Origin of the sequence: Hyphomicrobium sp. (assembly GCF_051860585.1) — a bacterium.
GTDB lineage: Bacteria > Pseudomonadota > Alphaproteobacteria > Rhizobiales > Hyphomicrobiaceae > Hyphomicrobium_C.
In genome coordinates this window covers 438,634-452,886 of the sequence record NZ_JBHYDS010000003.1, presented here as the reverse complement: position 1 = coordinate 452,886, position 14,253 = coordinate 438,634, and the positions used below count along the sequence as shown (strand labels likewise).

The 14,253-nt window shown below is 64.6% G+C and carries 13 protein-coding genes and 2 pseudogenes; 5 read left to right on the top strand and 10 right to left on the bottom strand.

Going from position 1 to position 14,253, the window contains the following annotated elements; translation table 11 throughout:
* From ACTIFK_RS07585 to rph, 10 genes and pseudogenes are all read right to left on the bottom strand, one after another.
* The coding region (locus ACTIFK_RS07585; protein ID WP_439542445.1) for a transposase at positions 1-395 on the bottom strand (395 nt) is incomplete at its 3' end.
* Between the two features lie 357 nt (positions 396-752).
* Positions 753-968, bottom strand: a complete 216-nt coding sequence (locus ACTIFK_RS07580; RefSeq protein ID WP_439542444.1) for a hypothetical protein — start codon at positions 966-968, stop codon at positions 753-755.
* A 1,173-nt stretch (positions 969-2,141) separates the two neighbouring features.
* Positions 2,142-2,660, bottom strand: a complete 519-nt coding sequence (locus ACTIFK_RS07575; RefSeq protein WP_439542443.1) for a disulfide bond formation protein B — start codon at positions 2,658-2,660, stop codon at positions 2,142-2,144.
* 50 nt (positions 2,661-2,710) lie between these two features.
* On the bottom strand, positions 2,711-3,292 hold the full coding sequence (locus ACTIFK_RS07570; RefSeq protein WP_439542442.1) for a YqaA family protein: 582 nt from the start codon (positions 3,290-3,292) through the stop codon (positions 2,711-2,713).
* A 57-nt stretch (positions 3,293-3,349) separates the two neighbouring features.
* Positions 3,350-4,510: pseudogene (hemW, locus tag ACTIFK_RS07565) on the bottom strand (radical SAM family heme chaperone HemW); the annotation flags it as partial.
* A gap of 255 nt (positions 4,511-4,765) precedes the next feature.
* Positions 4,766-4,930 (bottom strand): annotated as a pseudogene (locus tag ACTIFK_RS07560) (radical SAM family heme chaperone HemW); the annotation flags it as partial.
* A gap of 65 nt (positions 4,931-4,995) precedes the next feature.
* On the bottom strand, positions 4,996-5,874 hold the full coding sequence (locus ACTIFK_RS07555) for a non-canonical purine NTP pyrophosphatase (RefSeq protein WP_439542441.1): 879 nt from the start codon (positions 5,872-5,874) through the stop codon (positions 4,996-4,998).
* Positions 5,871-6,281: a VOC family protein gene (locus tag ACTIFK_RS07550; protein ID WP_439542456.1), complete on the bottom strand. Its 411-nt coding sequence runs from the start codon at positions 6,279-6,281 to the stop codon at positions 5,871-5,873. Before ACTIFK_RS07550 ends, ACTIFK_RS07555 begins: the two co-directional genes overlap by 4 nt.
* 67 nt (positions 6,282-6,348) lie before the next feature.
* Positions 6,349-6,777: a DUF1772 domain-containing protein gene (locus ACTIFK_RS07545; protein WP_439542440.1), complete on the bottom strand. Its 429-nt coding sequence runs from the start codon at positions 6,775-6,777 to the stop codon at positions 6,349-6,351.
* 84 nt (positions 6,778-6,861) lie between these two features.
* Complete coding sequence (gene rph / locus ACTIFK_RS07540) at positions 6,862-7,575, bottom strand: ribonuclease PH (RefSeq protein WP_439542439.1); 714 nt, start codon at positions 7,573-7,575, stop codon at positions 6,862-6,864.
* Between the two features lie 321 nt (positions 7,576-7,896).
* Here rph and hrcA point away from each other — a divergent pair, with 321 nt between their 5' ends.
* From hrcA to ACTIFK_RS07515, 5 genes are all read left to right on the top strand, one after another.
* Positions 7,897-8,955, top strand: a complete 1,059-nt coding sequence (hrcA, locus tag ACTIFK_RS07535; RefSeq protein WP_439542438.1) for a heat-inducible transcriptional repressor HrcA — start codon at positions 7,897-7,899, stop codon at positions 8,953-8,955.
* 100 nt (positions 8,956-9,055) lie between these two features.
* Positions 9,056-9,706, top strand: a complete 651-nt coding sequence (gene grpE, locus ACTIFK_RS07530; protein ID WP_439542437.1) for a nucleotide exchange factor GrpE — start codon at positions 9,056-9,058, stop codon at positions 9,704-9,706.
* Between the two features lie 347 nt (positions 9,707-10,053).
* The gene (gene dnaK, locus ACTIFK_RS07525) at positions 10,054-11,973 is read left to right on the top strand and encodes a molecular chaperone DnaK (RefSeq protein ID WP_439542436.1); all 1,920 of its coding nucleotides are present in this window, start codon (positions 10,054-10,056) and stop codon (positions 11,971-11,973) included.
* 452 nt (positions 11,974-12,425) lie between these two features.
* Complete coding sequence (dnaJ, locus tag ACTIFK_RS07520) at positions 12,426-13,583, top strand: molecular chaperone DnaJ (RefSeq protein ID WP_439542435.1); 1,158 nt, start codon at positions 12,426-12,428, stop codon at positions 13,581-13,583.
* A gap of 31 nt (positions 13,584-13,614) precedes the next feature.
* Positions 13,615-14,205, top strand: coding sequence for an NADPH-dependent FMN reductase (locus ACTIFK_RS07515; protein WP_439542434.1), 591 nt, complete (start codon positions 13,615-13,617; stop codon positions 14,203-14,205).
* Positions 14,206-14,253: the final 48 nt, after the last annotated feature.

Sequence of the window (14,253 nt, the reverse complement as noted above, 5' to 3'; positions counted from 1 at the left end):
AGGCGCCATTTGCTATCGTTGGTCCTGCGGATCTGATCGTAGATGAAGCGATAGATGGTCTCGTAGGAGACGCGCTCGGAGGCGGAGTCGCGGCTCAATCGTCCGGCGATCTGTTCGGGCGACCAGCCTTGTGCGAGGCGGTCGAGGACGGCTTTTTGGAGGTGGGGTTTGCGGGTGAGCCTGGAGCCTTTCCAGCGCCGGGCGCGGGTCTGCTCTTGGGCGTAGGTTGGTTTGTAGCCGACCTTGCGGCCTGAATTTCGCTTGATCTCGCGAGCGATTGACGACGGCTGGCGATCCAGAGCTGCCGCGATTTGCCGGATCGACTGGCCGGCGGCACGGCGGCTGGCAATCTCGCACCGGTCCTCAAGTGACAGCTGGACGTAGGGCTTTCCCATCGCAACACCTCGCCGACAAGGTGTTGCACTTCGTTTGTGAACTCAGGGGACCCACGCCAGTCGCGGGGTGTGCGACGCGGATTTTGCTTTGGTCCACGTGCGGCTCAGTTCAGATCGGATCGATGGACGCGCAGATCCGTTGTCTGACAGCCAAAAAAAAAGCCCCGTTGCCGGGGCCAAGGATTGGAAGGTCTTCGAAGACTAGGGAAGGTTGGACGCGCGCGAATTGCTCGCTCGCGTACGTTGCTCACTCACGTTTGCTCACCCAAGTAAGGCGCCATAAACCTGGCTCGCTGCACTACGCGAGGGGCGGCATATGGAGGTGTCCGCGTGAGCAGACGTCGTGCGCAGCAGCGGTTAGGCCGCGCGCTTTTCGGGCTTTGCGCAGAGTACGTAGGCGATGGATTCGACGGCCTTGCCCCAATCAGCTGCACCCGCCTGCCGGGTCTCGACGCCGAAGGCGCGCATGGCGTCGTGCGCCGTGCCTCCATCGCGGAAAAACCGGGCGCAAGACTGGCGTGCGATGCCCATAGACTGGTGCCACTGCATCGGATTGACGTGATCGGGGATCATGGATCGTTCCTTCCTACTGTAACGCGCAGATGGATCGGCAAGCACACCGCTTCTTCGGTGCCACTACGCAAAACCGGTTCATGCGGCACCAACTGGGACTGGTGTCAGGTACGCGGTATGCTTGCCTACTCGTGGAAGACGGAAACCGCCTTCAATTCTCTTGGTCGGCTACGCGGTACACAGGTGCGACCTATTTCATTTGCGTCTTGGCACTTGCTTCGCCTGGGGACCGCCCCCCGGCGCGCGCCGCCGCCAATACGGCGCCGACGGCATCGTGCAAAGATCGCCACTCATTCACATCACTCGGCATGCGATTTACTCACTCGTTACGCCGTGTCCGGTTCATCGCGGCCAAACGCACACAGGGAGGGCCGACGCCGACGCACAGGACACCTGGACGCTGACTTTGGGACGCTGACTAACTTGAACGCTTACTCAGCCGGAACGCAGAACAGGATGCAGACTGGACGGGTACGCTGACTACGACGCGGATACGGGGACGGTGTTACGCGGACGCTGGTACGCAGACTGAACCTGAGTGGCGAGCCGCTCGCCGATACGCTGGGACTTCTTCGACCTTGCGGCTCGCTTCATTTTCTCGAACACGCCGGCGAGCGTGTTCTTGGGAGATGCAGTGGGGTACGCATACACAGGGTTACGCAGTACGGGGGTACGCAACTCGGTACTCAACACTCCGGTACGCATCTCGATGCCTCCGGTACGCAACTCAACGCTACTCAACTCGGGGGTACGCAACGCAACGCTACTCGGTATGCAATTGACGCCAGGGCTACGCAGTGGGTTCCGGCTTGCGGAACGGACTCTTGTTGAAAACTCACGCAACGCCTCGGAGGGACTTTGCTTCTGCGCCAAGTTTCTCGAATTCGCAGTTTCGGCCGGGACAGGTTCCGAAACTTGGCGCAGCGACCGATTCCTAATCGGCAACATTTCCCCCCACCGCGGTACGCTCACAACTCAAGTTCCTTTTGTGTTCCGCGAACAAGGCCAATAAAGCGTGACACTATGGCCACGCGAAGGCTGAAAATTGACTGGCGAGCGTTATGTTGTTGACTGGATGCGACGCGGCCACACGAGACGCGCGCAAGCGCTTCATCGGCCTCGCGTTTCACGAATCCGGTTCCGGCTGTTGATAATTCCGCAGGGAAATTCGCGTCAGTCGCGGGCCGATGCGGACTGCAGCGCGGCCTTGCCGGCGAGCGCGAAAATGATCAGCGACGCGACGACGTTCCAGCCGGCCATCGACAGGCCCGCGAACGTCCAGGCGGCTTCGTCGCAGCGGACGACGTGCGTCTGCTGGAGGCCGCTCAAGAGGTCGGCCGCCGAGGTCGGAAGGGCCTGCGCCGTGCCGCATGTCGCGGGGCCCGGCCAGAACTTCCATTCGGCGCCCGCGTGGTAGACGCCAAGCCCGGCATTGCCGAGGAAGGCCAGCGCTACGATGAAAAAGAGCAGTGCGGCGACGCGGGGCATTTCCGAGACCAGCGCCATGGCGACGAACAGGAGCGGGATCGCGGCATAATAGGCGTAGCGCTGCATGAGGCAGAGGGGGCAGGGCGCGTATCCGCCGAGATGCTCGAACGCGAGGGCCGTCAGGATGACGCCCGCCGCGATGAAGAGGGCCAAGCCGCCGGCGCGGTAGGCAATGCCTCGCTCGGGAGTTTCGGACGTCAGCATGGCTGTCACGCTCCTCGTATCCGCGCCGGTTTAAGGCGACCGCCGCGCGGCTAGAATACGTATTTGACGGCGACGAAGCCCAGCACCAGCACAACCACGAACACCGTGGTGACCAGCGTCAGGCGCTTCTCGATGAACTCGCGGATCGGCTCACCGAAGTAATAGAGCAGGCCCGCGACGAGATAGAACCGCATGGCGCGCGCGACGACGCTCGCAGCGATGAATTCCAGCAAGGGCATGTGGGCCATGCCTGCGGTGATGGTTAGAACCTTGAAGGGGAACGGCGTCATGCCCTTGAGGACAATGATCCAGACACTCCAAACGTTGAACCAATTCAAGAACTCGGTGACCCCGTCGGCCTTGCCGTAGAACTCGAGAATGGGCTGGCCGATCTGCTCGAAGAAGAAGTAGCCGATGGCGTAGCCGAAGACGCCGCCGATGACGGAGCCCACGGTCGCGATCGTCGCGTACCACCAGGCCTTGAGCCGGTTCGCGATCACCATCGGCACCAGCATGACGTCCGGCGGGATGGGGAAGAACGAGCTTTCGATGAACGAGACCGCGAACAGCGCATGCGGCGCGCGATCGCTGCGCGCGAGGTTCATCATCCAATCGTACAGCCGCCGCATCATGAGATCGAACTCTCCGGAAAAAGCGCTTCCGTGATTAGTGGGCGCGGAGGCCGTTGTCTATCGCGGCGAGCCCGGACCCTTGGCGGGCACGAAGCTGGCGGAGAGGTCCAGCACGAGGCGGTTAAGGATGAAGCGTCCCTCCTTGGTCGCCCGGATGCGTCCGAGGGACGGGCGGGGCCGCACGGCGACGGGAGCGGCCGGGGAGAGGCCGGGGCCGATGCAGGTGCGGATCTCGTCCAAGTGTTCTGGCCAGGGTTCGGGCCAAGGTTCGGGCGAGGGTTCGGGATCGTCGGCATCCGGGCCGGGGGTGCGCTCGATCAGGCCCTGGGCGGCGAGATCGGCTAGCGTCGCGGCGCTGGGCGTCAAGCCGCCGACGGCCGCGAGGCGATCGAGATTGACGCCTTCGTCGAGGCGAAGGCCCATCAGCAGCATCTCGTCGGCGCGTGCAGGCGGGGTCAGTTCCTCGGTGTCGGAGATGCCGTGGCCGTGCTGCTCGACGTTCGCGAGCCAGCGTTCGGGGTTGCGCTCGGTCATCGTCGCGAGATGGGCGGCGGTGGTCACGATCCGCCCGTGCGCGCCCGGGCCGACGCCGGCGTATTCGCCGTAGCGCCAATAGAGAAGATTGTGCCGGCTCTCCTCGCCGGGTTTGGCGTGGTTCGAGATCTCGTACTGCGCGAGGCCCGCGGCGTGCGTGAGGTCCTGCGTCAGCTCGTAGAGGTCGTGGGCTGCTTCCGCGGCCGGAATGACGAGGCGGCCTTTGGCGTAAAGATCGGCGAAGCGTGTCTCGGGCTCGATGGTGAGCTGGTAGAGCGAGAGATGACCGGCGGCCAGCGCGAGGGCTTCCGTCAGTTCGTCGCGCCAGCCGTCGAGCGTTTGATCGGGGCGCGCGTAGATGAGATCGAACGAGACGCGATCGAACGTGCGCGTGGCGATGGCGATGGCGGCCTTGGCGTCTTCGACGGAGTGGATGCGGCCAAGGCGCTTGAGATCCGCGTCCCGCAGTGACTGCACGCCGATCGAGACGCGATTGACGCCGGCTGCGCGGTATCCGGCGAAGCGGGCGGCTTCGACGCTGCCGGGATTGGCTTCGAGCGTGATCTCGGCGCCGGGGTCGACGGGCCAGAGGCTGGCGATGTGGTCGAGAATTGCACCGACGGTTTCCGGTTTCATCAGCGACGGCGTGCCGCCGCCGAAGAAGATGGACGTGACGGTTCTATTGGGAAGTTGGGAGTCCCCCCCTCCCGGCCTCCCCCACGTCATGTCGGAGACATGCCTTCGGCATGATGGGGGAGGAGAAGAGGTGTCTCCCGCGAACGGAGAAGAGGTGTGCAATTCCCCTCCCCCTTGTGGGGAGGGGTTAGGGGTGGGGGGAATCCTGAACGCTGATGTTTGGGGATCCCCCCCTCCCGGCCTCCCCCACAAGGGGGGAGGAGAAGAAGAGGTGTCTCCGGCGGGGGGAGGGGAAGTGCCGATCAACGCTGCGATGTGGTCCAGCTCGCGTTTGTAGGCGGCGAGGTAGCGTGGTTCGTCCCAGCCGCCGAAGCGGACGTGGCTGTTGAAGTCGCAGTAGGGGCACTTCTGCGCGCAAAACGGCCAGTGGATGTAAACGCCGAAGCCGGGATCGTCTCGCGAGACGATGCGCGCGCCGCCAGCGGCTCCGATCGGCCCGGCGTTCGTCACTGCTGTCGCGAGACGATGACCGCTCATCGGCTGGCCGCGAGCAGCGTTCGCGCCAGAGTCCGCCAGCGCGGCTCGGCCTCGGATGTGTTCGCCGTGGCGGCCGCGCGTTCGAGCGCGACGAGGAACGTTGCGAGATCGTCGGTCTTCCAGGACGTGCGGTTGGCCGCGAAATCCTCACGCAGGCTGGTGATGAACGTCGCCAGCTCGGCCTGCGTCGAGAGGTTGCGCGCGGCGGCGTCGAGCGCCTCGAAGTCGCGTCCGGATTTTTCAGCGGGGGTCTGCGCCTTGACGTGATCGAGGCAGTCGCGCTTGAACGCCTCGAAGGCGCGGGTGCGATGGGAAATGGCGTATTTGGCTTCGGGCGGCATCTCGCCGAAGGTGCGCTTGTCGCCGTCGGGAGAGAACATCGGATCGTAGCCGAAGCCGTTGCCGCCACGCGGGGGCCAATGCAGCGTGCCGTAGACGCGGCCCTCGAAGATGCGGTGCTCGCCCGTCGGCCACGCGAGGCACAAGACGGAGATGAAATTGGCGCGCGGTGGCGTGCCGTCCCAGGCGCGTTTTTCGTCGAGCGCATCGTGGACGCGCTGCATGGCGAGGCCGAAGTCCTTGCCGGGGCCGGCCCAGCGAGCGGAATAGATGCCGGGATCGCCACCGAGCGCATCGATTTCCAGGCCGGAGTCGTCGGCGAGCGCGGGCAGGCCGGATCCGGTGGCCGCGGCCAGCGCCTTGAGGCGCGCGTTGCCGTCGAAAGTGGGCTCGGTTTCGTCCGGTTCGGGCAAGCCGAGATCGCCCGCGGAGACGGCGTCGAAGCCGTACGGCGCGATCAATTCCTTGATCTCCCAGACCTTGCCGGGATTGTGGCTCGCGACGACCAGCCGGCTGCCCGGCTCAAGCTGCTTCATGCGTGAAATCCCCAAATGCGTGGCTCGGCGAACTCGACGGAGTTGCCGGCTGGATCGCGGATATAGAGGGAACGGCCGCCGCCCGGCCATTCGAAATCCGCTTCGATGGCAATGCCGAGGCCGCTCAACCGCGCCCGCCAGGCCTCGAGGTCGCCTGCGGCGCTGGCGAAGCACACATGGCCGTCGCCCGTCGCGCCATGCGCCGGGATTGGGAGCTTGCCGGTCGAGGGCGTTCGCGTCACCTCGGGATTGAAGATCAGGAGCATCTGGCTTTCGAGCTTGTAGAAGACGTGGCGGTTGTCGGCTTTGGCGTGCAGCGTCAGGCCTAGCACACGTCCATAGAAGTCCTCGGCGGCAGCAAGGTCGCGGGCATACAGCACGGTTTCAAGGATGGCTGCCGGGGTCAATTTCGTCATGCGTGCTCCCTCCGGGCGGCAGGGCGGAACGGGAGGATGGCCGAATGCGGCGAGGGGCTTAGTTCAGGGCCCATAGGAATATCACTGTGGCCAGCGCGCCGAGCGCGGTTCGCACGGCGTGCAGCCCGCCCCATGTCTGGACGAGCACGCGCGTCTCCGGGCCGGCGGACTCGAGCGGCGTCTCGTTCAGGCGGGCGTTGGTCGGCATGATCACGAGCAGCGTGAAAGGCCAGTTGGCAAGCATGACGAGCCCGCCCAGCAGCCATGCCGCGTTGCCGGTCGACCACCACGTCGCGGCACCGAAAAGAAAACCCAGGATCGCGAGCGGCGCCTGCATGGCGAAGCCGCGCTGGTAGCTCGGCTTCCATTCCGCCAACAGCGCCCGATCGTCGAGCGCCAAGCGGGCCGGCTGCTCGGCGAAGTTGACGTAGAAGGCGGCGCCGGTGAACAGCGCGGCAGCGGTGAGCGCCAAGTGAGCGGTGAGCATGGCCGTGCTCCGTGGTTAGGCAGCAGGCAGCGGGGCAGCCGGCAGCAGGTCGTCGCGCACTGCTGCCCGTTGCCGGCTGCCTCCTTAAGCGACAGTCAGCTTCTGCAGTTCCACCAGCTCGGCGATGCCCTTGCGGGCCAGCCCCATGAGCTGATCGAAGCTCTCCTGGCTGAAGGCGGTGGTTTCCGCCGTGCCCTGGATTTCGACGATACCGCCGGCGCCGGTCATGACGAAATTGGAATCCGCGTCCGCGGCCGAATCCTCGAGATAGTCGAGGTCGAGCACGGCGTTGCCCTTGTAGAGCCCGCAGGAGACGGCGGCGACGTGGTCGCGCAGGACGCCGTCCTTCACCATGTCGCGCAGCTTCATCCACTGAATGCAGTCGTAGAGCGCAACCCAGGCGCCCGTAATGGCCGCGGTGCGCGTGCCGCCGTCCGCCTGGATGACGTCGCAGTCGATCGAGATCTGGCGCTCGCCGAGCTTCGGCAGGTCGACGACGGCGCGGAGCGCGCGGCCGATCAGACGCTGGATCTCCTGCGTACGGCCGGATTGGTTGCCGACAGCCGCCTCGCGGCGCGTGCGCTCGCTGGTGGCACGCGGCAGCATGCCGTATTCGGCCGTGACCCAGCCGCGCCCCTGGCCCTTGAGCCACGGCGGAATGCGCTCTTCGAGGCTCGCCGTGCAGAAGACGTGGGTGTTGCCGAATTTGATCAGGCAGGAGCCTTCGGCATGCATGGAAACCGCGCGCTCGAGGGAGACGCGGCGAAGCTCGCCTGGCTGGCGCTTGGAAGGACGCATGTGGCCTGATGTATCTCTTGTGAGTGACAGGGAAAAACTCAGGGGCAAAGCGCCGTGGTGGTGCCGTCGTCCCGAACTTGGCGCCCCGATTTTCGGCGACCCTACGGGAGGGGCCAATCGGGATCAACCGCAAACGACACCCCGCGGGTGGCCATGTTGGGTCGTGGCCAGCCGGTGAACACGCCAATGAACATGCCCCCGGCCTTGCCAAATCAGGGTCTTGCATTGACGAGCCTGCTCGCCATTTCCTAGGGTCTTTGCCGGCGCCTCCCTGCAAGCATTTGGCCTTCAGGCATTTGGCGCCGCAGGTCCAGAAACGCGATGTCCGAATACCACTCCGCCATCAGCAAGCTCAACGAGCGCTCGCGCACCATTCTGCGCGAGATCGTCGACAGCTATCTGGCCACGGGCGAACCCGTCGGGTCGCGCAACCTGGCGCGGGTGCTGCCCATGGCGCTGTCGCCGGCCTCGATCCGCAACGTCATGAGCGACCTCGAGCACGCCGGCCTGATCTACGCGCCGCATACCTCGGCGGGACGGCTGCCGACGCAGTCCGGGCTCAGGATGTTCGTCGACGGACTTCTCGAAGTCGGCAATCTCAGCGCTGAGGAGCGCGACAAGCTCGAAGCCCAAATTGTGGTGCGGCGCTCGAAATCGCTCGACCAGGTTCTGACCGAAGCCGGCGAGATGATCTCGGGGCTCTCGCACTGTGCCGGCGTGGTGCTGACGGAAAAGCAGGTGGCGCGGCTGAAGCACGTCGAGTTCGTGATGATCGAACCGACGCGCGCGCTCGTGGTGCTGGTGGACGAGGACCGGAATGTCGAGAACAGGCTGATCGACATCCCGGCCGGGCTGCCGCCCTCGGCGCTGGTCGAAGCCGCCAATTATCTCAATGCCCACATCCGTGGGCTCACGATTGCGGAGGCGCGCTCGGCGATCGACGCAGACCTCGCCAAATCGCGCGCGGAGCTCGACCAGCTCACGCAGAAGGTGATCAAGGCCGGGCTCGCCGAGTGGTCCGGCGTGCACGACGACCGCAAGAGCCTGATCGTGCGCGGACAGGCCAATCTGCTCAAGGATCTCACGGCGATCGAAGATCTCGAACGGATCCGCCAGCTGTTCGACGATTTGGAGACGAAGCGCGACCTGTCGCAAATACTGGGGCTCGCGGATCATGCGGACGGGGTGCGCATTTTCATCGGTTCGGAGAACAAGCTGTTTTCGCTTTCCGGATCGTCGCTGATCGTCGCGCCGTTCCGCGATGGCGAGCGCAAAGTGGTCGGCGTGCTCGGCGTGATCGGCCCCACGCGCCTCAACTATGCGCGAATCATTCCGATGGTGGACTACACGGCGCGGCTGGTCAGTCGCGTGTTGACTTGATTTTTCCCGGCTGGCGGCTGATATCGGGCGCAGCACGCACGGCGCATGGCCGCTGGCCTGCCCCCGCATATCTTTGACGACAGCCCGATCCGGAGACGTTATGGCCGACGAGACACCGAAACCCGATGCGCCCCGCGGAATGCCGGGAACGGACGTCCCGCCCGACGCGGCGGCACGGCCGGACGCCGCGGACGAGGCCGCACGCCTCGCGGCCGAGGTCGATACTCTGCAAGGCCAGATTGCCGATCTGACCGATCGCCTGCTGCGGGCGCATGCCGAGATGGACAATATTCGCAAACGCGCCGACCGCGACCGCGAGGACACGGCGAAGTACGCGATCAGCAAGTTTGCGCGCGACGTCGTTGCCGTTGCCGATAATTTCGAGCGCGCCGTCCAGGCCGTGCCGGCGGGTGCGGCCGAACAGGATACCGCGCTCAAGGCTCTCGTCGAGGGCGTGAGCATGACTGAACGCGAGCTTTTGAATGTGTTCGAGCGGCATGGAGTCCGCCGCATCAATCCGCGCGGCGAGGCGTTCAACCCGCACCAGCATCAGGCGATGATGGAAATGGAGAATGCCGAAGTCGCGCCGGGTACCGTGCTCGAAGTCTATCAGTCCGGCTATGTCCTCGAGGATCGCGTGCTGAGACCCGCCATGGTGGTGGTGTCGAAGGGTGGACCGAAGCCGCAACGCCCTGCTGCCGACGAGGCGGAGCCCCCTGCAACCGAGGCTCCCGCGGGGTCAGGAAAGTAACCCTTAATCAACTGCTCGCGGAGTTTATCGACCGCGCGCAGAGTGAGCCCGGACATCCTTAAACGCGCCGGGGCTGGATCGATTGACTTCCGAGGCGGGTGCGGCGCTCAAATGTCTTGCCCCGGGCGGCGTTCGAAGTGTTAAAGCAACGGTTCCAAAATTGATGCTGCGGCCGCGCGGCGCGCCCGTTGCGCCCCGAAAAGCACACACTATATACATCGCGCAACACCAACTGTTCTCCAGGAGACCGTCTCCATGCCTCCCGTCCGGAGGCGTAAAGGACATTACCGGACGCCGGCCTTACAGGGTCCGGACGGTCTGCCGAAACGAAGAGGAAATTCGGACACATGTCAAAAGTGATCGGTATCGACCTCGGCACAACCAACTCTTGTGTCAGCGTCATGGAAGGGGGCAAGCCCCGCGTTCTGGAAAATGCCGAGGGCGCCAACACGACGCCGTCGATCGTGGCGTTCGCCGATGACGGCGAGCGGCTGATCGGCCTGCCGGCCAAGCGCCAGGCCGTGACCAACCCGACCAACACGTTCTTCGCCATCAAGCGCCTCATCGGACGGCGCTACGAGGATCCGCTGGTCGAGAAGGACAAGAAGCTCGTTCCCTACAAGATCGTCAAAGGTCCCACGGGCGACGCCTGGGTCGAGGCCAACGGCAAGGCGTATTCGCCGCAGGAAGTGTCCGCTTTCATTCTGCAGAAAATGAAAGAGACGGCCGAGGCGAAGCTCGGCGAGCCCGTCACGCAGGCGGTCATCACTGTTCCCGCGTACTTCAACGACGCCCAGCGTCAGGCCACCAAGGATGCCGGCAAGATCGCCGGGCTCGAGGTGCTGCGCATCATCAACGAGCCGACGGCGGCTGCGCTTGCCTACGGTCTCGACAAGAAAAAGGAAGCCAAGACGATCGCGGTCTATGACCTCGGCGGCGGCACCTTCGATATTTCCGTGCTCGAAATCGGCGACGGCGTGTTCGAGGTCAAGAGCACGAACGGCGATACGTTCCTCGGCGGTGAAGACTTCGACATGAAGCTCGTCGGCTATCTCGCCGATGAGTTCAAGAAGGAGCAGGGCATCGATCTCCGGAACGACAAGCTCGCCCTGCAGCGCCTCAAGGAAGCTGCCGAAAAGGCCAAGATCGAGCTGTCGTCGGCGTCTCAGACCGAGATCAACCTGCCGTTCATCACGGCCGACCAGTCGGGTCCGAAGCATCTCACGATGAAGCTCACGCGCGCCAAGCTCGAGAGCCTCGTGGACGATCTGATCCTGCGGACGCGTGGTCCGTGCGAGCAGGCCATCAAGGATGCCGGCCTCAAGGCGGCCGACATCGACGAAGTGGTGCTGGTCGGCGGCATGACGCGCATGCCCAAGGTGCAGCAGGTCGTGAAGGAACTGTTCGGCAAGGAGCCCCACAAGGGCGTCAACCCGGACGAAGTCGTGGCTGTCGGTGCGGCGATCCAGGGCGGCGTCCTCAAGGGCGAAGTCAAGGACGTGCTGCTGCTCGACGTGACCCCGCTGTCGCTCGGCATTGAAACGCTGGGCGGCGTGTTCACGCGCCTGATCGATCGCAACACGACCATCCCGACCAAGAAGAGCCAGGTGTTCTCGACGGCGGAAGACGGCCAGAGCGCGGTAACCATCCGCGTCAGCCAGGGCGAGCGCGAGATGGCGGCCGACAACAAGCTGCTCGGCCAGTTCGATCTCGTCGGGCTGCCGCCGGCGCCGCGTGGCGTGCCGCAGGTCGAGGTCACGTTCGACATCGACGCGAACGGCATCGTGCACGTTTCGGCGAAGGACAAGGCGACGTCCAAGGAGCAGTCTGTCCGGATCCAGGCGTCGGGCGGTTTGTCCGACGCCGAGATCGAGCGGATGGTCAAGGAAGCCGAGGCGCATGCGGGCGAAGACAAGCAGAAGCGCGAGCTGGTCGAAGCCAAGAACCAGGCGGAAGCCCTGGTGCATTCGACCCAGAAGGAGCTTTCCGAGAACGGTTCGAACGCGGCCGTCGCCGCCGTGAAGGACGATGTCGAGAAGGCTATCGAAGCCACCAAGGAAGCGATCGCCTCGGAAGATGCCGAGAAGATCAAGTCCGCGACGATGGCGCTCGCACAGGTCGCCATGAAGATCGGCGAGGCCGTTTACGGCGCCAAGGGTGCTGAGGGCGGCTCGGACGGTCACTCAGGCGAGGCGGACACCGGCGACGACACGATCGTCGACGCGGACTTCGAAGAGGTCAAGGACGACAAGAAGAAGGCCGGCTAATCGAGATGTTGCTGCGGCGCCCGAGGTGCCGCAGCACTGTTGAGTTCGAGGGATGTGTCGGCCCGCTAGCGTCATCAAGCGCTTCGGGCCGACGTCACATCCGAGGCTAGATGCCGGCATGGGTCCGTATCGTTCGCCAATCCTTTATTTCCCAAGCCTGTTTGCGGGTTCCACGTCGTGGTTGCTCTGCGGAGCCGACAGGCAAGGGCTTGCCGATAAAGCGCGGGTGCGGTGATGCGAGGCTTGTCCAATGCGCCAAAGATTGCCACTTTGCGCACGGTGCCGCCCTTCTGGGTACGGCACATCGGCCGGCTGGCTTCAAAGTCCGGCCTGATCGACGGGGCGTGGGGCGTCTACTTTCCCGGCCGGAACAGTGACCGCGTGCCCGGCCACGAGGATATGGTCGCCAATGACCGCGGAATCGGGCCCCGATGAGTGAAACGAGAGCTTCTATGGCCAAGCGCGACTACTACGACATTCTGGGTGTGCCGCGCACAGCGACTGAGCAGGATCTCAAGTCGGCGTTCCGCACGATGGCGAAGGAATGCCATCCCGATCGCAATCCCGGCGACAAGGCCGCGGAGCAGAATTTCAAGGATCTCAACGAGGCCTACGAGGCATTGAAGGATCCGCAGAAGCGGGCAGCCTACGATAAGTTCGGCCATGCCGCCTTCGATCAGAGCATGGGACGCCATCCCGGAGGCGGTTTCGGGCCCGATTTCGCGTCGTCGATGTCCGACATTTTCGAGGATCTGTTCGGCGAGTTCATGGGCGGGCGGCGCGGCGGCGGCGCTGCCGGGCCGCGCAATCGCAGCTCGCGAGAGCGCGGGGCGGATCTGCGCTACAACATGGAGATCACGCTCGAGGAGGCCTACGCCGGCAAGGCCGCCGAGGTGCGCGTGCCGACGAGTGTCGCATGTGAAACATGCACCGGCACCGGCGCCAAGCCCGGCACGAAGCCGACGCAATGCCCGACCTGCGGCGGCCATGGCAAGGTGCGCGCGAGCCAGGGCTTTTTCACCATCGAACGGACCTGTCCGACGTGCGCCGGTCGCGGCGAGGTGATCGACGATCCTTGCTCGGCGTGCTCGGGCGCGGGCCGCCAGATGCGCGAGCGGACGCTGCAGATCAACATCCCGGCGGGCGTCGAGGACGGCACGAAGGTGCGGCTCGTCGGCGACGGCGAGGCCGGGTTGCGCGGTGGACCGCCAGGCGACCTCTACATCTTCCTGTCGCTCAAGCCGCATTCGTTCTTCCAGCGGGACGGCGCGGACATCTTCTGCAAGGTGCCGATTGCGATGACGACGGCCGCGCTCGGCGGGCAGATCGAAGTTCCGACGCTCGACGGCACCGCGAGCCGGGTCAAAATTCCGGAAGGAACGGCCAGCGGAAAGCAATTCCGTCTCAAGAACAAAGGCATGCCGGTGCTGCGCTCCAAGGTGGTGGGCGATCTCTTTATCCAGGTCGATGTGGAGACACCGAAAAACCTCACGCGGCGCCAGCGCGAGCTGCTCGAGGAATTCGAAGGCGAAAGCCACAAGGGAACAAGTCCCGAAAGCACCGGGTTTTTCGCGCGCGTGAAGGATTTCTTCGAGGGGAAGGGGGGCTGAGGCTCTCCCTGCGTCATCAACCGGAGCAAGCATGAGCCTGTCGTCGACCAAGCTGCTTTTCTTTGCCGGGAGTGCGAGGGAGGCGTCGTTCAACAAGCGGATCGCGCGCCTCGGCGCGCAAATCGCTGAGGCCAACGGGCTCGCCGCAACCTTCGCGGACCTCGGCGACTATCCGATGCCGCTCTACGATGCAGACCTGCAGGCGCTGCAGGGCATCCCCGAAAACGCGCTCAAGTTCGAAGCCTTGATGAAAGTGCACACGGGCATCTTCATTGCTTCGCCCGAGTACAATGCCTCCATCACGCCGCTGCTCAAGAACGCACTCGACTGGGTGAGCCGGGTGCGCATCGACGGCGAGGAGCCGCTGGCGGTGTTCAAATCCCGCGTGTTCGCGCTGGGCTCTGCTTCGCCCGGCGGCATGGGCGGCTTGCGCGGCGTGAACACGACGCGGACGGTGCTCGAGCTCGGCCTCGGCGCGCTTGTGCTGCCGGACCAGTTCGCAGTCCCCAAGGCCGCGGAAGCTTTCGAGCAGAACGGGCACCTCAAGAACCGCGAGCAGCAGGAAAAATTCAAGGCGCTGATCGTCAAGCTCGCTCGCGCCGCCCACGTTCTTCACGGATAATGGCCGGTACTGCCGTCACTCAATCTGGCCATCACTAAATCGGGACAC